Genomic DNA, 24,213 nt, shown 5'->3' with positions numbered 1-24,213 from the left:
ACCCACAGTCCTGGTTGTCGACGCGGCCCGATTCGTCGCCGCTCCGGCGGTCGCCCCGGTCGGATACGTGCCGGCCCCGCTTCGGCGACTATCCGCCCCGGACCGGGGCGGACTCGGTCGCGGCGTATTCGCGGTCGACCGCGCGACGCCCGGGCAGCGCCGCCGCGGCGATCAGGCCGAGCAGGGTGAGTGCGGCGGCCATGACGACCGTGCCGCGCAGACCGTCCCCGGTCGCGATCCGCAGGGGCTCGTCGTCGAGCCCGGCGGTGCCCGCGTTCGCGACGCCGACGAGAATCGCGAGTCCGGCGCCGATACCGACCTGCATCGCGGTATTCGCCATCCCACCGGCGGTGCCCTGTTCCTGCGCGGCAACGCCGGTACCGGCCGCGGCGAACATGGTCGGGAAGACCGTGCCCGTCCCCATGCCGTAGACCACGATTCCGGCCAGGATCGTCCGGTAGGACCCGTCGGCGACCATCCCTACCGCGAGCAGAGCACCGCCGGCCGCCGCGAGCACCAAGCCGATGACCAGGGTGACGCGGAGACCGATCCGGACGATGAGCCGCTCGGCGAGGAAGTTCGCGACCGCGATGACCAGCGACAGGCTCAGGAACACGAGTCCGGTGACCAGTGCGCTGTAGCGCCACACGTTCTGCAGGAACAGCGTGAGGAAGTAGACGATGTTCTGCACCGTCGCGCCGAACACGAAGATGACCGCCAGCACCGGTCCCAGCGCGCGGGCCAGCCGCAACGGCATCAGCGGGCTGGCACTGCGCGCTTCGATGACCACGAACGCGACCAGCAGCGCCACCGCCGCCGCGGCACCTCCGAGGACAGGTGTCGAGGTCCACCCGGACTCCGGCCCCTGCGCCACGGTGAATACCAGCAGGGTGACGCCCACGGTTCCGGTGAGCGCACCGGGCACGTCGAATCCGCGGCCCCGATCGCGTGGCCCATCCGGGCGCAGCAACCCGAATGCCGCCGCCGCGCCGATGACGACCAGCGGGATGTTGATCAAGAACACTGCCGGCCACCCGAAGGCACTGGTCAGCACGCCGCCGAGCAATGCGCCGAGGCTGAGACCACCAGCACCGGCCATCGCCCAGACCGCGAGCGCGCGAATCCGCTGTGCCCCCTCCTCGAACATGGTGTTGACCAGCGACAGGGTCGCGGGGAACAGCAGCGCCGCACCGGCCCCCTGCAGCGCCCGGGCGACGATCAGCGCGGTCGTGGTGGTGGCCAGGCCGCCCAGCAGCGACGCGGCGCCGAAAACCACCATGCCGAGGACGAACATCCGCCGCTTACCGAGCAGATCCGCGGAGCGTCCGCCCAGCAGCAGCAGGCCGCCGAAGAAGACGGCGTAGGCGCTGACCACCCACTGCATCGAGTGGCCGGAGAACCCGACGTCGCTGGCTATATCGGGGAGAGCGACATAGATGATCGTGAAGTCCAGCGAGGTGATCAGGCTGGAGAATGCCAAGAGGGCGAGGGTTGTCGCAGGTCGTCTCATGAGCTGTCCTTCTCCGGTACTAGTGCGCATACGGCCGGGTGGCCCGGGCGTCGTGTAGTGCACGGGCCCACCAGGTGAGTTGGTGGAGCAGTGCGGTCGCGGCGGCTTCCGCGCCGGCGGCGTCCAGCGGGCGGCCCGCGTCGTCGAACCTGTTCCAGCACGAGTGGAAGCTCACGGTGTTGCGGATGGTGATCGCGTGCAGTTCGCCGAACACCTGGCGCAATTGCTCGACGGCGCGCAGTCCCCCCGAGACTCCGCCGTAACTGACGAAGGCGACCGGTTTCGCCTTCCACTCGTCGACATAGGAGTCGATGGCGGTCTTGAGCGGGGCGGGATAACCGCGGTTGTACTCGGGCGAGACGATCACGAAGGCGTCTGCCCCGGCCAGGCGCGGAGCCAGGGAATCGATCGCAGCGTTGGTTTCGTCCAGGACATCGGACAGACCGACGTCGGCGAGATCGATCAGGTCGAGGTCGAGCCCGCCGTGCGCCCTCGCGTGACCGTGGAACCAGGTCGCCACCGTCGGTCCGAATCGCTGTGCTCGCGTGCTGCCGATGATGATCGCCACGCGCAGGGGATCGGTTGCTTGCATCGCGTCTGCCTTTCCACAGTGAAGTCGATCCCCACGACCTTCACGTCCGGGGCCTACAGGACCCCTACGACCGACCTACACGCCGGTCGACCACGCCCGTGCGGTCCGTATCGTCACGGGGATGAGGTTCGGTGTGCTCGGTCCACTCGAGGTATGGACGGATCGGGAAGTAGAGGTCGCGATCCCGGCCGGGCAGTTGCGAACGGTGCTCGCCGTGCTCCTGGTCCACCGCGGTCATTCGGTGTCCACCGATCGCCTCGTCGATGTGCTGTGGCCGCGGCGGACTCCCCGGGACGCCGCGGCCGCCCTACAGGTCAAGGTGTCGCAACTGCGCGGTGCGCTCGCCGCCGCCGAGCCGAACGCTCGCGCCCTGGTGGTGTCCGGGTCCGGGGGCTATCGCCTCGATGTCACGGCCGACGCGGTGGACGCGGGCCGGTTCGAGGCAATGCTGGCATCCACCACCGGCCTGGACGCGCGCTCGCGGGCGGACGGATTGACCGCCGCGCTCAGGCTCTGGCGCGGCGCCCCCTTCGCCGATGTGGCCGATGCGGAATTCGCGGCTGTCGAAACGGCGCGCTTGGCGGAACTGCGGCTCTCGGCGGTGGAGTCCTGGGCCGCCGCACTGCTCGAACTCGGCGAATACACCAACCTGGTAGCGGAATTGGGGCCGCTGGTCGCCGAATATCCGCTGCGGGAACGGCTGTGCGCCGCGTATCTGCGCGCGCTGTACGGATCCGGCCGCCAGAGTGAGGCCCTCGCCGCTTTCACCGAGTTGCGGGAACGATTGCGCGCCGACCTCGGCATCGATCCCGGCCCCGAGATCGCCGAGGTGCATCGGGCCATCCTCGCTCAGGACCCGGCGCTCACGCCGCGCTCGACCACCGTGCCGACGAACCTGCCCGGCCAGTTGACCGAACTGATCGGTCGGGCCGAAGCGGTGCACGAGGTGCATGGCCTGGTCGGCGACTACCGCCTGGTGACCCTCGTCGGACCCGGCGGAGTCGGCAAGACTCGACTCTCGATCGAGGCGGCGCGCGGACTGATCACCGACCACCCCGACGGCGTGTGGTTCGTCGAGCTCGCCGGGATGAACCCGACCACCGTCGCCCGCACTTCCATTCTGGACACCGTGCACGCGGTGGTCGGAATCCACAGCGACATTCGGACCGCCGCCGGTCCGCTCGACCGACTCGTCACCGCGTGGAACGGCAAACAGGTGCTGCTCGTCCTCGACAATTGCGAACATCTGGTCGCCGTGGTCGCCGACCTGACCGAGCAACTCCTGCGGTCGGTGCCCGGTCTGCGGATCCTGGCCACGAGCCGGGAACCACTCGGGGTCTCCGGTGAAGCCGTCTATCCGGTCGCCGCGCTCGAACTGCCGTACTCGCCCGCTGATATCGGCGTGGCGGCACTGCCGAAGTTCAGTGCCGTCCGGCTGTTCACCGCTCGCGCGGCGGCCGCTTCCCCCGGTTTCGCCATCGACGCGGGAAACGCCGCGGCCGTCGCGACGATCTGTCGCCGACTCGACGGAATCCCGCTGGCCCTGGAGCTGGCCGCCGCCCGGGTGCGGGCGTTCGGCGTCCGCGAATTGGCGGCGCGGATGGACGATCGATTCGAGCTGTTGGTTGCCGGACGCCGGAGCGGGCCAGGCCGCCAGCAGACGCTGCGCGCGGTCATCGACTGGAGCTGGGAACAGTTGACCGAACCGGAGCAGGCCGTGCTGCGCAGGCTCTCGGTCCACAGCGACGGGTTCGGACTGGCGGCGGCCGAGTATGTCTGCGCGAGTGGGGACCTCACCCCGGAACGGATCGCGGACCTGCTTGCCCGCCTGGTGGATCGCTCGCTGGTCGCGATGACCGACACCGATGCGGGTCCCCGCTACCGACTGCTGGAATCGGTCGCACTGTACTGCTCGGATCGACTGTCGGAGGCCGGTGAGACCGACTCGCTGCACACGGTCCGCAACGAGTACTACACGGCGCTGTCCGAGCGGGCGCACGCACAGCTGCGAAGCGCCGACCAGCGGCGTTGGCTGGCCGTGCTCGACATCGAGTACCCGAATCTGCGGTCCGTGGTCGAGGATTCGGTGCGGCGTGGTGATTCCGGCGTCGCACTGCGCCTCGTCGGCGCGCTGGGCTGGTACTGGTTTCTCCGCGGGCGGATCGGGGAGGGCATCCGACAACTCGACGCGGCGCTCGGCACCGGCCGGGAGGCGGCCCCCGAACTGTGGGCGCGGGCCAATGGCTGGCGATCGGCGCTCACGCTGCTCAGCATCGCCGCGTCCGACCGACCGGAGCTGGTCGAGGCCGGACTCGCGGGATTCGACGTGGTGAGCGATCCGTCGGGCCGCGCCTTCACCGAATGGATACTCGGCGAGGTGCTGCTCGGCGGCGGCGACCAGTCGGTCAGCGCCATGCTGGCTCAGCGGTCTCTGGCGGGCTTCCGCACGTCCGGGGATCAGTGGGGTATCGCCGCCGCGCTCAGCAGCGCGGCCCACCACGCCATGCTGCGCGGCGACCTGGCGGCCATGGTCCGCGACGCGACCGAAAGTGCCCGTCTTTTCGCGGTTCTGGGCGATCGATGGGGACAGCTGCGTGCCGATGAATTACTCGGCCGACACGCCGAGATCGTCGGTGACTACGCCGAGTCCACGCGTCTACGCCGCGACGGACTGCACCGGGCCGAGGAACTCGGACTGTGGCCGCGGGCGGCCGACATGATGTCGGGACTGGGTCGGCTCGCCCTGCTCGCGGGCGACCTGACCCAAGCGCGAGTACTCCACGAACGCGCCCTCGAACTCTCGCTGAACCAGGGTCACGAACCCGGCCGGATCTTCGCGGCGGTCGGCCTCGGCCTCGGCGCCAGACGCGAGGGACGCCTCGACGAGGCCGAGAAACACACCCGAGCGTCCCTGGACTGGAATCGCGAAGTCGACTACGCGCCCGGTATCGCCCACAGCCTCGCCGAACTCGGATTCATCGCCGAACTGCGCGGCGATCCCGAGCAGGCTCACGCCTACCATCGGGAAGGCTTGGCGGTGGCCCGGCGGATCGGCGATCCCCGCGCGATAGCCCTCGCACACGAGGGTCTCGCGGGTGCCGCCGCCCTCGCCGGGCACATCGGACGCGCCCGCCGCCTGCTCCGCACGGCGGCAGCGGCGCGCGATGCGGCGGGAGCACCACTGCCCGAACCGGAACGTACGGATGTGGACCGCATCGTGGCGGCGATCAGCGCCGCCTCCGATCACCCCGAATGAGCCACGATGCACAGAACTCATGAGCTGGGCGGCCGGGGCGGCCACCCACTCGATGGCTTCGACGGAACTCGCTAGCGGGCGACGACCAGGCGCAGGGATTCGAGTTCCGCGCGGGCCTGTTCGCCGGATTCGCCGAGGTCGGTGCGACCGAAGACGTTCCAGCGCTCCAGCAGGGGGGCGTAGACGAGTTCGGGTTCCTTGGTGCGGTCGTAGATGCCCGCGTCGGCGAGAACCTCATCGCTGCTGCGGCCGTCGGTGAGGGTGGCCTCGGGAACCCGGAAGTCGGCGATGCGGTCGGCGATGGCGCGCATGGTCTGGTCCGGGAAGCGGTCCAGGGCGGCGGCGATCAGGTTGGCGAAGAATTCCGCCTGGAGTTCGTCGTCGACGGCGATGCGCCGGGCGATCTCGGTGACCAGGGGGTTCTCGCCGAGTGCCTCGGTATTGCGATGCCGCACCGCGGACGCGGTCTCCTCGAGGGCGCAGACCGCCAGCACGTCCAGCAGGTGCATGGGCGGGCGGCGGAAGCCGCGGGTCATATGCTCCATGCGCATCCGCTCCAGCTCCACCGGGTCCACCGCACGGGTGACCATGAGGTAGTTGCGGATGAGGATCTCGTGCCGGTTCTCCTCCGCGGTCCACCGACCGACCCAGCGCCACCACGGGCCGCGACGCAGATGCCTGCCCAGTTCGCGGTGGTAGGACGGCAGGTTGTCGGCGATGAGCACGCTGACCGTGAGCGCCAGTTTCGCGGTCTCGCTGAGCTCGGATTGCTCGGGGTCCCAGTCGATCCCACCGAGGAAGGCGAAATTGCGACCGTCGTCCCAGGGCACGTAGTCATGCGGCTGCCACCCCGCGGCGGCGGCGATGTGGCGGGTCAGATTGGTCTCCACCTCCGGCGCGAGTGCGTCGAGGAGGTCGCGGTCGGACAGCACGTTCTGCACCGGCACAATCTAGCGGCTGCGCGGCAAACATGGGGATCTTCGCGCCGTATTCACAACGGCTATCGCAAAACCCAGCCTCGCGCCGCGTGTCGCCGCCCCGTGGCGCGTGTCGCGCGAGCCACGCGAACACGCGCCCGCGATGCCCCGCGACACTCCAGCGCCCCGCCGACCAGTCGGTACCCCGAACAGCACACGGCGGTCATGTCGTGTCCGCTCCCCACACCTGCCCCCACCGCACAACCAGTCCACCGCACGACCAGTCCCACCGCACCGCGATCGCGGAGCCCGCCACACCACGAAGCCCGCCACACCGCGGGCTCGGAGCGCAGCCGCCGAGCCCGCGGTGGTCGGACTACTTCTCTGTGACGGTGATCTGCCGATCCACCCAGGTGATGGTGCCGCCGGTGAAATCGCTCTGCTTGCCGCCCGCGATATCCATCTCGTCGCTGGTCGGGTAGCCGAGCTTGCCGCCGGGGCCGCCGTTCGCCATCCAGGCGTCCCGGATCTCGCCCCAGACGATGTGCGCGCCGGTGTCGGGGCTGCTGTAGATGGCTCCGCCCTCGAACGCCTGCATGGTGCCGCCACCGGGAGCGTCCTGGGATTCCCCGGTGGGTTCGCCCAGCGGGCTCGTCACGCCGCCGACGGCGTTGTACTTCTCCAGAATCGAGCCGGACACCTCGATGTCCCCGGCGGCGGTGGGGATCTTCGTTGTCGGGGTGTCGTCGCGGTCGGTCTCGTTGCGATCGGCGTCGTTACGGTCGGTCTCGTTGTCGTGGGCATCGTCGGAATGGCCGTCGGTGTGTTCGGTGGCCGTGGCCATCGCCGTGGTCGTCGCCATCCCGGTGTCGGGTTTGGCATCCTTGTCGTCCTTGGCGCAGCCGGCGAGCGGCAACGCCACCAGGGCGATCGCGGTCATGAATCCGGCCGTGCGTCGAGCGAAGTGGTGCATGATCATCCTCCCGCTGCGGGCCGCACGGGGGTGCTGCGTTCCCACGACACCCCCGGCGGCTCGGATCGACATTCGGCAGCTGTTCGGCAAACCGTTCGGTATCAACCGAAATCAGCTTCTAGCAGGTACTTTGCCGGAATATACCCGTCGATCCGTGAGGCAAACCACACGCCCGGCGTTAACCGGATCAGGAGTTCGGCCCGTACTCCTCCAGCATCTCGGTGACCAGGGCGGCGATCGGCGAACGCTCGCTGCGGGTCAGGGTGATGTGGGCGAACAGCGGATGCCCCTTCAGTTTCTCGATCACGGCGGCCACGCCGTCGTGCCGACCGACCCGGAGGTTGTCGCGCTGCGCCACATCGTGGGTGAGCACCACCCGCGATCCCGTGCCCAGGCGGCTGAGCACGGTGAGCAGCACATTGCGTTCCAGCGACTGCGCCTCGTCCACGATCACGAAGGAGTCGTGCAGCGACCGACCGCGAATGTGGGTGAGCGGTAGCACCTCCAGCATGCCGCGCGCCTGCACCTCCTCCATCACCTCCTGGCTGGCGAGACCCTCGAGGGTGTCGAAGACGGCCTGCGCCCACGGCCCCATCTTCTCGCTCTCCGAACCGGGCAGGTAGCCGAGATCCTGGCCGCCGACCGCGTACAGCGGCCGGAACACCACGACCTTGCGATGCGAGCGGCGCTCCAGCACGGCCTCCAGACCGGCCATCAGCGCCAGCGCCGACTTTCCGGTACCGGCGCGGCCGCCCATGGACACGATGCCCACGCTCTCGTCGAGCAGCAGATCCAGGGCGATGCGCTGTTCGGCGGAGCGGCCGTGCAAACCGAACGCCTCGCGATCACCGCGCACCAACTGCACCCGCTTGTCCGGGGTCACCCGGGCCAGGGCGCTGCCGTTGGTGCCGAGCAGCCGAATGCCGGTGTGGCACGGCAGATCCCGGGCCTCGTCCAGATCGATGACGGAGTCGGCGTAGAGCTTGTCCACCACCGCCGCACTGACATCCAGCTCGGCCATGCCGGTCCAGCCGGAGGTGACCACATCCTGGGCGTGGTACTCGTCGGCGGCCAAGCCGACCGCGCTCGCCTTGACGCGCAGCGGAATGTCCTTGGACACCAGCACGACTCGATGACCCTCGGCGGCCAGATTCAGCGCACAGGCCAGAATCCGGGAGTCGTTGGTATCGGTGCGGAACCCGACCGGCAGCACCTCCGGATCGGTGTGGTTCAGCTCGACCTGCAAGGTCCCACCGTCGACGCCGACCGGAATCTCCTGGTCGAGTCGTCCGTGCTGGAGTCGGAGATCGTCCAGCATGCGCAGTGCCTCGCGGGCGAACCAGCCCAGCTCGTGGTGGTGGCGTTTGGCCTCGAGCTCGCTGATCACCACGATCGGCAGCACCACATGATGCTCACCGAAGCGGGTGACCGCCCAAGGATCCGACAGCAACACCGAGGTGTCCACGACAAAGGTTTTACGTCCGGATTCGGACGACTGCGAGGCGCGAACTCCCTTTCCGGTGCTCGCGGTGCGGGCATCCCTGCTGGGAGCGGTTACGGAGCGTGCATCAGTCACGGTGGGCTCCTTTGTCACCCACGCGGCCCCGCGCGGGTGTTCTCGCTGGGCCGGTCCGCCCTGTAAGTCAGTAGACCCGAGGGCCGGGTGCCGGCCCCCTCGCACTGAGTTGCTCAGTCACGACCAGGACCTCCCGTACGGGCCACCTCTACGCGACCCGCACCCCCGACGCTACAGCCGAATTGGACTTCCGGCCTACCGAGTTACAGGCGTGTTGGTGAAGATCCCGTTAACGGACGCCCTATTCGGGCGATTCGCCCAATTCGTCGAGCAGGATCGGAATATGGCTGTGATCAGGTTCTTTCACGGCCGTGACCAGCGTCAACGGCTGCGAATCGGCCTCGTGTCGCAACCGCGCCAGCACCTCCCGCGCGGCATCGTCGGCGAGCTCGGCGCGGTACCGGCGCGCGAACTCCGCCCGCCGCCCCGACGGGTCGGCGTGGAACCACTTCCGCAGCGCCGACGAGGGCGTCACCTCCCTGGCCCACTCGTCGATCTCCGCCGCCTGTTTGCTGATCCCGCGCGGCCACAGCCGATCCACCAGAATTCGACGGCCGTCACTCGGCTCCGGCGGGTCGTACACCCGCTTGACCTGGAAACGCGGTTGCTGTGCCATCTCCGTATGGCAGCACGACCGGGCGGCCGACGCGATACACCACGCCGCCGATTCCGATTCCGGAGCCGATACAGTCGAACCATGGCCGACGATCAGGATCTCGAGAAGCTCTCCTCCAAGGAACTGCACGACCGCGCCGTGAAGCTGGCCGTCCGGCACGGTGACGTGAAATTCCTGTGGGAGCTGCTGAAATCGATTCCGGCCGCCGAGGCCGCGGCCGGGAACATCGGGGAGAGCGAAGCCGACATCAAGTACGTGCTCCCGGTGCTCGACGACTACGTGCACGCGGGCGAGGGCGATATCGCGGAGGTGCTGCGGCCCATGTACCTGGACTACCTCGTCAAGCATTCCTGAGCCGATCGGGCGCGACACCACGACGATTCCGGCCGTAGCTCTTGCGGAATCAGCCGTCTCGGCCGCGCTGCCAGCGGTGGCGCTCGACAGCCCGGCTCGGCCGGTCCTACCGTGAGGCCATGTGACCGCCGCCGCGCCGGGTGCTCGCCGACCTCTCCCCGTTCGCTACCCCACGGCCGTGATGTGGGGCGACCGGGATGTCCCGTGTCCCTGGTCGATCGCCGAGGATCCGGCGCGGCGGCTGCCGAACGCGACCCTCACCCGGATCGCCGGAGCGGATCACTACGTCATGGAGAAGCGGACCGCGGCGGTCACCACCGCTCTGCTCGACTGGCTGCGCGCATCCGCGCCCTGACCTAGACTCCGGGCATGACCGCCGATACCGCTCCGGAGCTGCTCGTTTACCGCCGTGCGGGCTGCCCGTACTGCTCCCGGATGCGGCGGGTGCTCAACCGCCACGGCATCGTGCACAGTGAGATCGACATCTGGAAGGACCCGGACGCGGCCGCCTTCGTGCGCTCGGTCGCCCACGGCAACGAGACCGTGCCGACGGTCGTGCTGAAAACCGAAGCGCGGGAACAACAGTGGGTCAACCCGTCACCGAAGCGGTTGATCCGCACGATAGCCGACGAAGCGCCCGCGCTCACGGAGGGACCGCGCAAATTCTGGAGCTGGTAGCGGGACGGGCGGCCAGATCCGCTCGGCCACACCACCGTTCGACCACCGGCACGCACGCGCCCCCACGCCGCCAGCGTGCCCGCCGGTAGCACCACACCGCGTGATGTGACCGCCCGCTTCACCGATCGGCTCGCGACGTGTACCCGAGACCGGCCCCGGATACGTCGGGGCCTGGTCATCACGCACGACAACCAGGCCCAGTGCTTCAGCGCCGCAGGCGTCTCGGCACGGTGATCAGCCGAGCAGCTTCCAGTCCTCGAGGCCCTCGTAGAGCGGGAAGTCCTGGGCCAACTTGGCGACCCGGGCGCGCAGGGCGGCGATGTCGCCGCCGGCGAGGGCGGTGGCGATGATGTCGGCGACCTCGGTGAACTCGGTGTCGCCGAAGCCGCGGGTGGCCAGCGCGGCGGTGCCGATGCGCAGGCCCGAGGTGACCATCGGCGGGCGCGGGTCGAACGGAACGGCATTGCGGTTCACGGTGATTCCGACCTCGTGCAGCAGATCCTCACCCTGCTGGCCGTCCAGCGCCGAATTGCGCAGGTCGACCAGCACCAGGTGTACATCGGTGCCGCCGGTGAGCACGGTGATGCCCTTGTCCTTGACATCCGCGCCGGTGAGCCGTTCGGCCAGGATCTTCGCACCCGACACGGTGCGCTGCTGGCGCTCGGTGAACTCGTCGCCGCCCGCGATCTTGAAGGCCACGGCCTTGGCGGCGATGGCGTGCATGAGCGGGCCGCCCTGCTGGCCCGGGAAGACCGCGGAGTTCAGCTTCTTGGCGTAATCCTGCTTGGCCAGGATGAGGCCCGACCGCGGACCGCCGAGGGTCTTGTGCACGGTGGACGACACCACGTCGGCATGCGGCACCGGCGACGGATGCAGACCCGCCGCGACCAGACCGGCGAAGTGCGCCATATCGACCCACAGGTACGCGCCGACCTCGTCGGCGATCTCCCGGAAGGCGGCGAAGTCGAGGTGGCGGGGGTAGGCCGACCAACCGGCCACGATCACCCTCGGGCGGGTGTCGCGGGCGATCTTGCGCACCTCGTCCATATCGACCCGGTGGTCTTCCTTGGACACCCCGTAGGCGTGCACCTCGTACAGCTTGCCGGAGAAGTTCAGCCGCATGCCGTGGGTGAGGTGGCCGCCGTGCGCCAGATCCAGTCCGAGCAGCTTGTCGCCCGGATTCATCAGCGCCATGAGCACGGCGGCATTGGCCTGCGCACCCGAATGCGGCTGCACATTGGCGAATTCCGCGCCGAACAGCTCCTTCACTCGCTCGCGCGCCAGCTCCTCGACCTTGTCGACGGCCTCGCAGCCGCCGTAGTAGCGCCGCCCCGGGTACCCCTCGGCGTACTTGTTGGTGAGCACGCTGCCCTGTGCCTGGAGCACGGCGCGCGGCACGAAGTTCTCGGACGCGATCATCTCTAGGGTGTCGCGTTCCCGGGCGAGCTCTTCGGCCATCGCGGCGGCGACCTGCGGATCGAGCTCGGCGAGCGACTGAGTGTTGACGGAGGCGGCGGTCTGGGTCACGACGGTCAGTCTAGGGGGCGGCCACCGAGCGGTCGCTCGCCCCCGCCACCGCACAGCTCCCGCACATTCCCCGGCCGCCGCGCGACCCCGGCCCGCCCCGCAATCGCCAACGCCGACACGCTCCATCACCACCCCACGTCACGCACTCCGCACCACCGCCCGTAGTCAGCGCCGCCACGCCATCAGCGCGTCCGCCACATCCCGCGATGCGAGCACACCGCCACGCCCCGCGACGCGCAAGCACTCCGCCACACCAGACGTGCGACCACACCTCCACAAGGCCAGCTCGGCCACACCTCCGCAAGGCCAGCTCGGCCACACCTCCGCAAGGCCAGCTCGGCCACACCTCCGCAAAGGCGAGCACGCTCGCCATTCTCCGACAACTCCGCGCTCCGAACACATCCCGCGAGGTCAGCGCGCCCCGGCACGGCCTCAGGGCATCCGGCGTATCGCGCCCGGGGTCAGGGGTTCGTCCAGCAGACGGCGGAAACGCTCCGAGCGGTCGTCCGTGTCGGGGGCGCGGTCGAGCCAGCCGCCGAGCAGGCGGTAGCCCTCCACGTAGGTGGAGATGTAGGCGCGCCACAGCGGGGAGGACAGGAAGCGCAGGGATTGGCGGGCGCGTTCGGGTGTCGCCAGGCTCCAGCGTTCGAGGAAGGCCGCGACCTCGTCGGCGTCCTTGCGGCGGTCGTGCAGCAGCAGCGCGGCGTCCTGGCGGACGTTCAGCAGCTTGGCGGCGGCGTTCGACAGGCGTTCGGCGCGTTCACCGTCGAAGCGCAGGCCGAGATCGGCGTAGATCTCCTGCGCCCACACGCCCCACCCGGGACCCACGATGGACTTCAGCGCCAGATCCGCCAGCCCCTCCGCCATCAGGCACTGCGGGGTGTTCACCAGGAACAGGGTCTGCTCGGCCTGCCCGGCCGCCACCAGCCCGGCTTCCTTGCGGCAGTGTTCGGTGTGATGCCCCGGATACGACTCGTGCGCGATGAGATGCGGCAGGTTCGCCATGTGCTGCTTCAGGTCCGAGTTGATGGCGACCCGGGACTTGTAGTTGCCCAGGTAGTAGTTGAAGCCGGACCACGGCTTGTCGCCCACCACCTCGTACTCCACGAATTCGTGGTCGGGCAGCGGGTAGCGCTGGCGCACCAGTTCCCGCAGCGCGCCCGAGAACGCGTCCACACACGCCCGCAGGCGCTCCGGCGGAATCTCGTCCGCGCGCCGGTGCGCGGTCACCCGCTCGAGCAGTGCCCCCTCACCCGCGAGCACCTCGTCCATCTGCCGGTGCGCCTCCTGGTATTCGGCCACATCACCGGGGGCGATATCCACGTCGAAGTAGGCGCGCACCTCCTCGACGAACGGAATCTCGTCCCCGGCGAATTTGCACGCCGAGCACTCCATGGCGCGCAGATGCGCCTCCAGGAATTCGGTGCGTTCGGTGGTGAGTCCGGCCTCGGGCAGTTCCTTGCGCAGTGCCGCGGCGCGGTGCGCGAGATCGCGGGGCTCCGGCCGCGGCGCGTTCTCCACCTCGCGCCGCAGAGCGGGATCGCCGGTGTACGCGTCGACGAACCCTTCCTCGAGCCGGTCGAAGGCCAAGCCCAGTCGCAGATAGTCGGTAACCAGGGGATGCGCTGCCATGTCCGGGAACACTATCCGCCTCCGGGCGAGCGCGGCGACGGTCCGGACCGGTGGAGCGCCGGAACGCCGTTTCAAACGTGCGGTCCGGGTGGGATATCTCACCCCGGCTACTGGCGAGTAACAACACCCGGTTTTTCCCGCCCCGTTGCACCCGAGCAGAATTCGCCTATGCGTGGAGTGTGGACCGGATCTCACCGGACCGGACACGGGAACGGTGAGACTTCGTGGCACGGATGAGCGAGCCGAGTCCCTATGTGGAATTCGACCGGAAACAATGGCGCACCCTGCGCAAGTCGACCCCCTTGGTGCTCACCGAGGAGGAACTGATCGGTCTGCGCGGCCTGGGTGAACAGATCGACCTGGAAGAGGTCGCCGAGGTCTACCTGCCGCTGGCCCGGCTCATCCACCTCCAGGTGGCCGCCAGACAGCGCCTTTTCGCCGCCACCGCCACCTTCCTCGGGGAAACCCACCCGGACCGCCAGGTTCCGTTCGTCATCGGTGTCGCGGGCAGTGTCGCGGTCGGCAAATCCACCACCGCCCGCGTACTCCAGGCGTTGCTGGCCCGCTGGGACCACCACCCGCGCGTCGATCTGGTGACCACCGACGGATTCCTCTACCCCACCGCCGAACTCACCCGCCGCGGCCTCATGCACCGCAAGGGCTTCCCGGAGAGCTACGACCGCCGCAAACTGCTGCGCTTCGTCACCGAGGTGAAATCCGGTGCGTCGGAAGTGTGCGCCCCGGTGTATTCGCATATCGCCTACGACATCGTGCCGGATCAGAAACACTGCGTGCGCCAGCCCGACATCCTGATCGTCGAGGGATTGAACGTGTTGCAGACCGGTCCCCGGCTCATGGTGTCGGACCTGTTCGACTTCTCCATCTATGTCGACGCGCGCATCGAGGACATCGAGAACTGGTATATCGAGCGCTTTCTCGCGCTGCGCAAGACCTCGTTCTCCGATCCGAATTCCGCGTTCCACCACTACGCCCGATTCAACGATCAGGAAGCCATCGGCGCGGCCCGCGAGATCTGGAACAACACCAACCGGCCCAACCTGGTGGAGAACATCCTGCCCACCCGCCCGCGCGCGACCCTGGTGCTGCGCAAGGACTCCGACCACAGCATCAACCGGCTGCGGCTGCGCAAGCTCTAGAGCTTCCAGGCCGCGTCCAGCCGTGCCGCCACGTCGATATCGGTGGCGGCCACGATATGCGGTTTGCGGATCTCCTCGGCCAGGTAGCGGGCCACGAAACGGCGAATCTCGTGATCGACGCTGGCAAGGATGCGCAGCAGTTCACCGCGCCGCGACGCGCTCGCCACATTCACCCGCACATCGCTCGGGCGGGGTTCGGCGATATCGATGATCACGCGCAGCGGTTCGGCCGTGCGCACGGTCAGATGCAGGTGGATCTTGCCGTCCACATGGAACGGATAGCGGTCCACGGCCAGATCGACCAGCAGATCCACCTCGAGCGGGATCTTCAGCGCGAAGGAGATATTGTCCCGCACCTCCCGATCGAGTTTCGGCTTACCGAGCCGCACCGTCGCGAACAGCTTCGCGATCCGGCCCGGCCCCACTCCGATCGGGCCGAAATCGAACGCCTCGCCCGTCAATTGCCCGAACGCGCCCTGGATACGGTGTTCGGAGGCCGCGTATTCCAGGAATCTGCGACCGAACTCCTCGTAGGAAATATATGGATCCGACTCGACCACCGCCGCGGCGTTCACGGCGGTCCACGGCCCTTCGCGCACCTCGCCCATGCCATCCGACGCTACGGCAGCAAGGCCCCCGCGAACCCCAAAGCCATTGCACTGCAACCCAACCGTGTGCTGGCCGTTGTCAGCGGCCCGCCCGTTCCCCGGACCGGGCCGATTCAAACTCCGAAGCGGCGGTGGCGGGCCGCGTAATCGCGCAGGGCGCGCAGGAAATCGGTGCGCCGGAATTCCGGCCAGTACGCCTCGGTGAACCAGATCTCCGAATACGCGCTCTGCCACAGCAGGAATCCGGAAAGGCGCTGTTCACCGGAGGTGCGGATGACCAGATCCGGATCCGGCTGACCGGAGGTGTAGAGATGCTGGCCGATGGCGTCGACGGTAATGGACTGCACCAGATCCTCGCCGGTCTCGCCCGCCGCAATCTCCTGGCGAACCAGCGACCGCACCGCATCGGTGATCTCCTGGCGGCCGCCGTATCCGATGGCCACGTTCACGTGGACGCCATTGCGGCCGTCGGTGCGCTTGGCCGCGTCGCGCAGCCGCCGCGCCATATCCTCGGGCAGTTGATCCAGCGCGCCCACGATGCGCACGGTGGAATTCTGTTCCGGCGCGGACAGTTCCTCCACCACATCGGTGATCACGTCGAAGAGCGTCTCCAGCTCCTCGCGGTCGCGGCGCAGGTTCTCGGTCGAGAGCAGGTACACGGTGACCATCTCGATGCCGACCTCACCGCACCAGCTCACCAGCTCGGCGATCTTGAGCGCCCCCACCCGGTGCCCGTGACTGATATCGGAGAAGCCGTTCTCCCGCGCCCAGCGACGATTGCCGTCGCACATCACCGCCACATGACGCGGATGTTGTTTGCCAGCCAGCTGCTTCGACAGCCGGGCCTCGTAGATGCGGTAGGGAAAACCACGCACCTGACTCGCAAGCTTCACGGCGAAAACAGTACGCCCCGCCGCGCGGCGGCGGGCTGACCGGGACAGTGCACGACATACCGCAGCGCCAGCCGTGACCCCTACTGCGGTGTGATGTGCGACGCGCTCGAGACCCGCTAACCTACGGTACCGTAGGTTACTCAGGAGGTAACTGATGTCGGATACCGCGGTGCCCGCTCCGGTGGCGGACGTTGTCGAGGTATTGCTCAAACCGCGCATGCGGGGATGGATACATACGTGGGCGGTCGGTATCGCGGCCGTCGGGGTGATCGCGCTGGTGATCGCGGGCACCACGGTGTCGGCGACGGCGGCGTGGTCGACGCTGGTGTACGGGCTCACCGTCTGCGGGGTGTTCGGGGTCAGCGCCACCTATCACCGGGTGAACTGGAAGACCGATCGCGCCCGCATCCACATGAAGCGCGCCGACCACTCGATGATCTTCCTGTTCATCGCGGGCAGTTACACGCCCTTCGCACTGCTCGGGGTGGGCGGACGGTCCGGCACCGTCCTGCTGACCGTGGTGTGGATCGGCGCGCTCGCCGGGGTGGCCCTGAAACTGCTGTGGCCCACCGCTCCCCGCTGGGTCGGCGTACCGCTGTACCTGCTGCTGGGCTGGGCCATCGTGCCGGTCGCCGGAACCCTCACCCACAATGTCGGCCTCGCCCCGATGCTGCTGCTGCTCATCGGCGGCCTCGCCTACAGCGGCGGCGCGATCCTCTACGCCACCCGCTGGCCCGATCCGTGGCCCGAGGTGTTCGGCCACCACGAGTTCTTCCACGCGGCAACGGTCGTCGCGGCCCTCTGCCACTACATCGCGGTCTGGCTGGTCCTGCTGCGCTGACCTGATCACCGCATTTAGACTGTTGTCCACTCATGATCACCGGAGCAACCGCGCTGATCGCAGCGACACTGCCGAGTGGTGACGACTGATTTCGCGAGGATCGGGGTAACTCATCGGGCACGCCCACAATGGTTTCGGCTCCCAACCGCCGGCACGCGTCCACAGCCGCCGGCGGCTCTCGGCCGCGCGCTGACAACGCGGAGAGGCGAAGGTGTTGAGTCGGCTTATCCTGTGGGCGTTGCGGGCCGGGTGGGGCTTGGCCGCCGTGGTGATGGTGTGCAACCTCAGCGGCCTGGGCGTCATCGTCACCGAACTCTGGCTCGCCGGATACCTCGGCCGCCTCGGCCCGAACTGGCTGTCGGCCCTGGCTCCGGCCGCCATCTATCCGACCCTCGGCGCGCTGGTCGGCATCGTGCTCGCCGTGCGCGACCGCGGCCACTACTTCGGCTGGCTGGACCAGCGCCGCAAACCCACCGAGGCCGAAGCGCGCCGCCTGCTGACGCTGCCGATCACCATCACGGCGCGGGCGCTGGCCATCTGGTTGCCCGGTGTGATCATCGCGGCCGCGCTGTTCGCGAATGCCACCACCGGGCCGGATCTGGCCGTGGTGCTGGCCATGTTCACCTTCGGTGGACTGGAGTCGGCGGCGGTCACCTATCTGGTCGTGGATCGGCTCATCCGGCCGACCATTCCCACGGTGGCGGAGGTGGTGGGCGGCACCACGCACTGGAGTTCCACCGTGCTGGTGCGGGTACTGGTGACCTTCGCGGTGGCGGGGGCCGTGCCACTGTTCATGCTCATCACCGTATTGGCCGATCCGGTGCCGTCGCCGGACGATCGGATTCGGACCGGCATCTATCTCGCCGTCGTCGGACTGTCGGCGGGTGCGGTGGCGACGGCGGCGCTGGCCCGCGCGGTCGCCACCCCCATGCACACACTGCGGATGGCGCTGGACCGGATCGCCCGCGGCGACCTCGACGTGCGGGTGCCCATCGGCAGCGCCAGTGAACTCGGGCGACTGGAACTGTCGGTCAACGAGCTGGCCGCGAACCTGAGCGAGCGCGAACGCATGCGCACCGTCTTCGGCCGCCACGTCGGCGCGGAGGTGGCCGAGCGAGCACTCGCCGGGGGCGCCGATCTCACCGGCGATATGCGTGTGGTGACGGCGCTGTTCGTGGATGTGACCGGGTCGGTGGCGCTGGCCACCGAACTCCCGCCGGACGCCTTCGTGGCCAAGCTCAACCGGCTGCTGTCCACGGTGGTCGCGGCCACCGAGGACAACCACGGGCTGGTCAACAAGTTCGAGGGCGACGCCGCGCTGTGCATCTTCGGTGCGCCGATCTCCCTGTCGGACAACGCCACCCCCGCCCTGCGCGCCGCCCGCCGCATTCGCGACGAGGTGGCGGCCGCCGGAGAACTCGACATCGGCATCGGTGTGGCGCGCGGCCTGGTGTTCGCGGGCGATATCGGAGCCGACACCCGCCTCGAGTTCACCGTCATCGGCGACGCGGTGAACGAGGCGGCCCGCCTCACCACCGAGGCCAAACGGGTGCCACGGCGCATCCTCGCCAGCCGGGCCGTCATCGACGCCGCCGCCGACTACGAACGCTCGCGGTGGACGCTGCACGAAACCATCCTGCTGCGCGGCCGCAAGAACCCGACCGACTGCTGGACGGATCTGGCCGCCCGGCGGGTCGCGGAGCCGACACCGCACGAAACACCTACCGACACAACCACCCTCGCCGAACCCGCCACCGAGACGAGCTGACCACGGCCCCCGCCGCAGTCGGTCCGCCCGCACGCCATCGGCCCACGCCGCCACGACCGCGAACACGGGTCCGGCTCGGCGGGTGGCGAAATACCGGTGCTGACAGCGGCACAGCCGACCGGACCCGCTGCTATCCGGTGAAGGCGACCAGGACGCCCGGCAGGTCGGCATCGCGGGGACGGCCGGAAGCACCCCGAACCGCTTCCCAGCGCTCGAGCCGTACCCGGGCACGCGACCCGCTCAGCGGCGGCGCGCCCCCGGACGGCTGGATGGGGGCCGGGTAGCCGTGGCGCGGCGGGTGCGCGGCAGGTAGCGGTCGTTCAGAGCACGGGTCGTGTCCGCACGATTGGGCGGCGCGAACACCCCCGATCGACGGCTGTCAGTCATGCACGGTCATCGCCTCGAGCACCGAGTGCTCGTCGATCGCGCGCTGGACAGATTGAGAGGGACATGTTTCGGACTGTAGGCCCAGGGTCGGCGGTGGGCAAAACATTATGCGGACGGGGACCCTCGAGTGACGTGGGCGCACGGCATCGGAGCCAGCACCGGGGGCAGCGTCAGCGCTGGCCCGGACGCGGTGCGAAACAGCACCGGACACCACGTCAGTGCTGGCCTCGGGAGTGCTGGCCCCGGACGCAGCGTCGATGCCGACCACGGACACAGCGTCCGTGCCAGCCATGGGCAGAGCGTCGGCAGCGAAGGACGCGCGTGTTCCCGTGGTTTCGTCGCTGGCCGGAATCGCCGGTGCGGCCCACCTGCCCCGGCCGACCTCGGCTCGCGGCGGGAGCTCATACCGACGGGTGACCCGCCTTCGATACTCGTGGGGGATCCGGTGCGCGGCCGATCGCGCGCACAGTGACGGACATGATCGAGAGCTCACCGCACGAGACCACCGAGGTCGCGCGTCCCCACTCGGTGACGGTGGCGCTGCATGCCGTGCTGATCGCCGTGTACTGCGGAGTCGGTGAAACGCTACTGCGGGCGGCCATGCTGCTCGAGCGACCCGAAGCCGACATCGACGGGCTGCTGCCCGCGTTGGCCATGCGCGCCGCGGTCTATCTGACCGTGGTCGTCCTCACGTTCCGCATGGCGGCCGGATCATCTTGGGCGCGTTGGACTCTCGTCGCCGGATTGGGAACGGCGGGTCTGCTGTCACTGCTCGCCGAACCGGTGCGGGCGGTGCTCACGGCACCGCATTTCGGCGAGCTGATGGTGGGCTGGACCACGGAATCCGTGGTGATCGGAGCCCTTCGCGCCGTCCACATCCTGGCCGTGCTCATCGCCCTCCCCGCCCTGGTCCGCGCTGGCCGATGATCCCGCGAGGCGCGCCCGCTCCGGCGACCTGCCGAGATATCACGCTGTACGGAACAGCGAACGGCCTCACATCGACGTGGGAGGGATCGCGTCCTTGCCGTGTTCGTCCGCGGTGGTTCAGCGGGCGAGCGAGTCGCGCAGGTCGTCGGGGGAGGTGACCGGGAGGTCGCAGACCGCGCCGCGGCAGACGTAGGCGGCGGAGCGGCCGGAGACGGGGTGGCGGTCGGTGAGCAGCGGGGCACTGTCCGGGGCGCCGGTCACGATCACCGTGCCGCCGGGCGCGGATTCCCATGCGGTGAGCGCCAATCCGGCCGAGTAGCCCTGACTGTCGTCGGGTGCGACGGCGACGGCCACCTGGATGGGTCCGCGCACGGCGGCCTCGGCGACGGTCAGCCAGTGCCCACCCGAGCGGGGTGCGCGGGCCAGCACGATCGCACCGCGTTCGAGGGTGCGGTCCGCGAGTTCGCGGTAGCGCGTGGCACGCTCCGGATCGCTGAGTGCGGCGGCCGTGAGCAGCGCCTCGGCCATGGCGGAGGACCCGGACGGGGTGGCTCCGTCCAGGGGATCGCGTGGGCGGGCGACCAGGGTTTCGGCGTCGTCGGCGGTATCGAACCAGCTGCCGGGCGCGTCCGGATCGGCGAAGTGGGCGATGGCGGCGTCCAGGATGCGCTGCCCGTGGTCGAGCCAGGTGCGGCCGCCGACGGTCTGATGCAGTGACAGCAAACCCGTGGTGAGCCAGGCGTAATCCTCCAGCACACCGGGCGCCGCACCCGCCACGCCGCCCAGCGAGGCCCGCAGCACCCGGTCGTCGACCACATGCACGTCCAGCAGGAACAGCGCGCACGCCTCGGCGGCGGCGATCCAGTCCATGCGGCTGTGCGCGCCGCCCGCCTCCGCCAGCGCGGTGACGGCCATGCCGTTCCAGGCGGTCACCACCTTGTCGTCGCGCTCGGGCTGCGGGCGGCGGTCGCGGGCGGCGCGCAGGGTCTCCCGAATGCGTTCGTAGCGTTCGTATTCGCCGACGGGTTCGCGGTAGCGGGTGAGCACGGAGGTGCCGTGTTCGAAGGTGCCCGCCGTGGTGACGCCGAAAAGCTCAGCGGCCCAAGCGCCGTCGATAGCCCCCAGGGCTCCGTTGAGCTCCGCCGGGGTCCACACGTAGGTCGCGCCCTCGACACCGGGCCGACCGGGCTCCAGATGCGTGTCGGCGTCCAGCGCCGACGCGAACCCGCCCTGTTCGGTACCGAGGTCGTCGAGCAGGAAATGCGCTGTCTCCCTGGCGATTCGCAAGGGCAGGGATTCCAGTACCCCGTCACGCTCGTCCGCCACCCGCCGGGCCAGGTGCGCGTACACCCGCAGCAGTTGCGCATTGTCGTAGAGCATCTTCTCGAAATGCGGCACCACCCAGGCGGCGTCCACCGAATAGCGCGCGAACCCGCCGCGCAGCTGGTCGTAGATGCCGCCCCGCGCCATGGCCTCCGCCGTGAACGTCACCGCGTGCAGCGCCTGCTCGTTCCCGCCGCGCTCATAGGCCCGCAGCAGCCCCTCCATGAGCGCCGACGGCGGAAACTTGGGCGCGTTCCCGATCCCGCCCCGCTCGTGGTCCACCTCCCGCAGCACCGCCGCCACCGCGAGATCGAGCAGCTCCGGCCCGACCGTCACGGTCCCTTCGGGCAGCCCGCCCGACTGCTGCCGCAACGCCTCCCCCACCTGCGTGGCCGCCCGATCCACCTCGCCGCGCCGATCCCGCCAGGTCTCCGACACCGCCGTCAACAACTGGGTGAACGACGGCATCCCGTGCCGAGGCGTCTTCGGGTAGTAGGTCCCGCAGTAGAACGGCTCCCCCGCCGGAGTCAGAAAACACGTCATCGGCCAGCCCCCCTGCCCCGTCATGGCGACGGTCGCCGCCATGTACACGGCATCCAGATCCGGCCGCTCCTCCCGATCCACCTTCACGCACACGAAGTTCTCGTTCATGAGCGCGGCGGTGGCGGCGTCCTCGAACGACTCGTGCGCCATGACGTGGCACCAGTGACAGCTCGCGTATCCTACGGACAGTAGTATCGGCACGTCGCGCGCGGCCGCTTCGGCCAGCGCCTCCGCATCCCACTCCCGCCAATCGACCGGATTGTCGGCATGCTGACGCAGGTAAGGCGATGTCGCACTGGCCAATTGGTTCACGGTTCCAACCTCCCATGCCTGGTGAGCCCACAGCGTGACCCACGCATTACCTCGCAGGGCGAACGGTACGCGAACGCACAGCCGACATGCCGCCTTCCATCCGCCCCCGTTCCGACTAATGCGCCATCACATAGGACTAGTTGCATCAACATTGTCCCAATCGATCCGGTGGGCATGTCGTGGACCCCACCACAGCATTCTCGACCCGATGGGGCTGCTGCAGGATCGGGTGACGGTGTCACCCACCCCTCGGCGTTGCCACATGGCGACGCACGCCGCTTGCGGATACGCCTGTCGCCGCATCGTGGCTGTCTATACCTCCACGATGCGAATCTGCTTGCCACACAATTTGGTTAGGTCATCCACGTCCGAAGTCAAGAGCACGACCGGCTTCACTGCCCGCAGCGCCGTCGCGGCCACCACGGCGTCTATCGCGTACTTATGGCCGTGCAGACCAGCTTCGCGCAGTAGGTCGATCGCGTGGAATGCGATTTCGTCCGTAACAGGTTCGATCCGCAAGCGAGACAGGTGCCAGCGCCAACGATCGTTCTTGGCCCTCTTGTCGTATGCCTCGATGTGCGTGAGAGCACTGACGATCACCCGGAAGTCGTTGTCCTGTGCTTCACGGACGTACGCGGTGACCCTTGGATCCGCAACACACCACTTCGACAGTCCTTCACAGTCCAGAACGAGCGTTCCGGCGCTCAGTCGGCTTCGCGTGCGTGCCACCCGGTGTCCCCCTGCAACTCGGGCGAGGCTTTCACCTCACGGAACAGCACCGTTGCCTCATCCTTGATTTCCCGCGAAATGACCCCGGCCTGTTCTTCATTCGCAAGCAACGCCTCCTCGAGCAGATCCCGCTCGATCTGACGCTCCACGGCGGCATCCACATAGGCCGAGAACCCCCGCGAGCCAACACGCTCCCTGACGGCTCGGATATTCCCTGCCCGCAGCGAGACGCTGACCTTCGCCGCCGGTCCGTGGCCCGGCGAGTAGTCCTCAGGTGGTGCAGCCACACCGCGAGTTTACTACTTGAAGTAGGAAACATGCTACCGGAAGCTGGTCCACGACGGATCCTTCCCGAAGGGAACCCCAGAGAATGGCATCTACCTGCGAAAATATGACTAACAGCAGGCGGAGGGGGACGAAGTGGCACCCACCTAATCGGTTCCTGTGTCACAGCCGCCCACACCGACCACCGTCGTCGCGGCTCTCGGCCGAAGGAGGAGCTGGTCAGGGCAGGGAATGGAACAGTCCGGCGCTGACTCGCTGGATGGTGAGACACGCGTCCTCGCCATCGGGCCGGGAGTTCCGGAGGGTGAATACGAAGCTGCCGGCGGCGGCCGGGGTGACGATCAGGCAGCCGATATTGTCGCTGTCGGATACCGCGCGGAAAACGGCGAACTCGCGACCGTAGTACTCGCTGCGGCGGAGGTCCTTGTAGTTTCCGGGCGTGAGGACATAGTCCATCGAGTCGCCCGAATGCGTCAGGATCAGGTCGAAGCTTCGATCGGTAGCGAGCCATTGGCAGGACGCGAACATCGATTCGGTCGTTCGCACCTCGGTCGCGGGATCCAGCCCCACTGCGACAACTTCGGATTCGGGGATCGAACAGGGATCCCAGAAGGCACCGGACGCGGGCTCCGTGGAGGGCGCGGTGGTGTCGGGACGCGTGGGTTCCGGCCCGGGGCTGTCGATCGGAGCGGGCGCGGGGGTGTCGGCACGCGTGGGTTCCGACCCGGGGCTGTCGATCGGAGCGGTGTCGGCACGCGTGGGCTCCGGTGCCTTGGTGCCGCCGTCCCCCCCCCTCCGGGGGGCCGCCG

General features: G+C 68.8%; 22 protein-coding genes. 8 read left to right on the top strand and 14 right to left on the bottom strand.

Annotated elements, in window-relative coordinates:
- Positions 1-88: 88 nt before the first annotated feature.
- Entirely contained in the window at positions 89-1,510 is a 1,422-nt protein-coding gene (locus tag QK444_RS05545) for an MFS transporter (protein ID WP_282777728.1), read from the bottom strand.
- 19 nt (positions 1,511-1,529) lie between these two features.
- Positions 1,530-2,102 carry an NAD(P)H-dependent oxidoreductase gene (locus QK444_RS05540; protein WP_282777726.1) on the bottom strand — a complete coding sequence of 191 codons (573 nt, stop codon included), beginning with the start codon at positions 2,100-2,102 and terminating at the stop codon, positions 1,530-1,532.
- Positions 2,103-2,223: 121 nt separating this feature from the next.
- On the opposite strand from QK444_RS05540, the gene QK444_RS05535 reads away from it, so the two are divergent.
- Positions 2,224-5,358 (top strand): BTAD domain-containing putative transcriptional regulator, encoded by a 3,135-nt coding sequence (locus QK444_RS05535; RefSeq protein WP_282777724.1) that lies wholly within the window; start codon positions 2,224-2,226, stop codon positions 5,356-5,358.
- Positions 5,359-5,429: 71 nt separating this feature from the next.
- Here the strand turns inward: QK444_RS05535 and QK444_RS05530 are convergent, their stop codons facing one another.
- The 4 genes from QK444_RS05530 to QK444_RS05515 form a co-directional block, all read right to left on the bottom strand.
- Positions 5,430-6,299, bottom strand: a complete 870-nt coding sequence (locus QK444_RS05530; RefSeq protein WP_282777722.1) for an acyl-ACP desaturase — start codon at positions 6,297-6,299, stop codon at positions 5,430-5,432.
- Between the two features lie 352 nt (positions 6,300-6,651).
- Complete coding sequence (locus QK444_RS05525) at positions 6,652-7,248, bottom strand: esterase (RefSeq protein ID WP_282777720.1); 597 nt, start codon at positions 7,246-7,248, stop codon at positions 6,652-6,654.
- A gap of 187 nt (positions 7,249-7,435) precedes the next feature.
- On the bottom strand, positions 7,436-8,713 hold the full coding sequence (locus QK444_RS05520; protein WP_282777743.1) for a PhoH family protein: 1,278 nt from the start codon (positions 8,711-8,713) through the stop codon (positions 7,436-7,438).
- A gap of 352 nt (positions 8,714-9,065) precedes the next feature.
- Positions 9,066-9,440, bottom strand: coding sequence for a DUF488 family protein (locus QK444_RS05515; RefSeq protein WP_282777718.1), 375 nt, complete (start codon positions 9,438-9,440; stop codon positions 9,066-9,068).
- Positions 9,441-9,521: 81 nt separating this feature from the next.
- Here QK444_RS05515 and QK444_RS05510 point away from each other — a divergent pair, with 81 nt between their 5' ends.
- The 3 genes from QK444_RS05510 to QK444_RS05500 all read left to right on the top strand — a co-directional run bounded on the left by QK444_RS05510 (position 9,522) and on the right by QK444_RS05500 (position 10,472).
- Positions 9,522-9,794 carry a hypothetical protein gene (locus QK444_RS05510; RefSeq protein WP_282777716.1) on the top strand — a complete coding sequence of 91 codons (273 nt, stop codon included), beginning with the start codon at positions 9,522-9,524 and terminating at the stop codon, positions 9,792-9,794.
- A gap of 178 nt (positions 9,795-9,972) precedes the next feature.
- Complete coding sequence (locus QK444_RS05505) at positions 9,973-10,149, top strand: hypothetical protein (protein WP_282777714.1); 177 nt, start codon at positions 9,973-9,975, stop codon at positions 10,147-10,149.
- A gap of 14 nt (positions 10,150-10,163) precedes the next feature.
- Entirely contained in the window at positions 10,164-10,472 is a 309-nt protein-coding gene (locus QK444_RS05500; RefSeq protein WP_282777712.1) for a glutaredoxin domain-containing protein, read from the top strand.
- A 234-nt stretch (positions 10,473-10,706) separates the two neighbouring features.
- Here the strand turns inward: QK444_RS05500 and glyA are convergent, their stop codons facing one another.
- Positions 10,707-11,999 (bottom strand): serine hydroxymethyltransferase, encoded by a 1,293-nt coding sequence (gene glyA, locus QK444_RS05495; RefSeq protein ID WP_282777711.1) that lies wholly within the window; start codon positions 11,997-11,999, stop codon positions 10,707-10,709.
- Positions 12,000-12,431: 432 nt separating this feature from the next.
- Entirely contained in the window at positions 12,432-13,631 is a 1,200-nt protein-coding gene (locus QK444_RS05490) for a DUF885 domain-containing protein (protein WP_282777710.1), read from the bottom strand.
- A gap of 224 nt (positions 13,632-13,855) precedes the next feature.
- Between QK444_RS05490 and coaA the strand changes: the two genes are divergently transcribed.
- Complete coding sequence (gene coaA / locus QK444_RS05485; protein WP_029931355.1) at positions 13,856-14,788, top strand: type I pantothenate kinase; 933 nt, start codon at positions 13,856-13,858, stop codon at positions 14,786-14,788.
- Here the strand turns inward: coaA and QK444_RS05480 are convergent.
- Positions 14,785-15,396 carry a hypothetical protein gene (locus QK444_RS05480; RefSeq protein ID WP_051037681.1) on the bottom strand — a complete coding sequence of 204 codons (612 nt, stop codon included), beginning with the start codon at positions 15,394-15,396 and terminating at the stop codon, positions 14,785-14,787. The genes coaA and QK444_RS05480 overlap by 4 nt on opposite strands.
- A 113-nt stretch (positions 15,397-15,509) precedes the next feature.
- A complete protein-coding gene (locus QK444_RS05475; protein WP_282777706.1) occupies positions 15,510-16,289 on the bottom strand; it encodes an isoprenyl transferase in 780 nt (259 codons plus the stop codon).
- Positions 16,290-16,443: 154 nt separating this feature from the next.
- Between QK444_RS05475 and QK444_RS05470 the strand changes: the two genes are divergently transcribed.
- The 3 genes from QK444_RS05470 to QK444_RS05460 all read left to right on the top strand — a co-directional run bounded on the left by QK444_RS05470 (position 16,444) and on the right by QK444_RS05460 (position 20,212).
- Positions 16,444-17,130 carry a hemolysin III family protein gene (locus QK444_RS05470; RefSeq protein WP_282777704.1) on the top strand — a complete coding sequence of 229 codons (687 nt, stop codon included), beginning with the start codon at positions 16,444-16,446 and terminating at the stop codon, positions 17,128-17,130.
- A gap of 211 nt (positions 17,131-17,341) precedes the next feature.
- The gene (locus tag QK444_RS05465; RefSeq protein ID WP_282777702.1) at positions 17,342-18,898 is read left to right on the top strand and encodes an adenylate/guanylate cyclase domain-containing protein; all 1,557 of its coding nucleotides are present in this window, start codon (positions 17,342-17,344) and stop codon (positions 18,896-18,898) included.
- A gap of 864 nt (positions 18,899-19,762) precedes the next feature.
- Positions 19,763-20,212: a hypothetical protein gene (locus tag QK444_RS05460; protein WP_282777700.1), complete on the top strand. Its 450-nt coding sequence runs from the start codon at positions 19,763-19,765 to the stop codon at positions 20,210-20,212.
- Between the two features lie 117 nt (positions 20,213-20,329).
- Here the strand turns inward: QK444_RS05460 and QK444_RS05455 are convergent, their stop codons facing one another.
- The 4 genes from QK444_RS05455 to QK444_RS05440 form a co-directional block, all read right to left on the bottom strand.
- Positions 20,330-22,390 carry a thioredoxin domain-containing protein gene (locus QK444_RS05455; RefSeq protein WP_282777698.1) on the bottom strand — a complete coding sequence of 687 codons (2,061 nt, stop codon included), beginning with the start codon at positions 22,388-22,390 and terminating at the stop codon, positions 20,330-20,332.
- A gap of 312 nt (positions 22,391-22,702) precedes the next feature.
- A complete protein-coding gene (locus tag QK444_RS05450; protein ID WP_282777696.1) occupies positions 22,703-23,119 on the bottom strand; it encodes a PIN domain-containing protein in 417 nt (138 codons plus the stop codon).
- Positions 23,095-23,406 (bottom strand): hypothetical protein, encoded by a 312-nt coding sequence (locus QK444_RS05445; protein WP_282777694.1) that lies wholly within the window; start codon positions 23,404-23,406, stop codon positions 23,095-23,097. Before QK444_RS05445 ends, QK444_RS05450 begins: the two co-directional genes overlap by 25 nt.
- Before the next feature lie 217 nt (positions 23,407-23,623).
- Positions 23,624-24,213 (bottom strand): DUF3558 family protein (locus tag QK444_RS05440; RefSeq protein WP_282777692.1); only part of this gene is annotated, 590 nt, incomplete at its 5' end.

This window comes from Nocardia sp. CC201C (assembly GCF_030010695.1).
Classification (GTDB): domain Bacteria; phylum Actinomycetota; class Actinomycetes; order Mycobacteriales; family Mycobacteriaceae; genus Nocardia; species Nocardia otitidiscaviarum.
The sequence above is the reverse complement of the archived record's forward strand: the minus strand, read 5'-3'. Positions and strand labels throughout refer to the sequence as shown.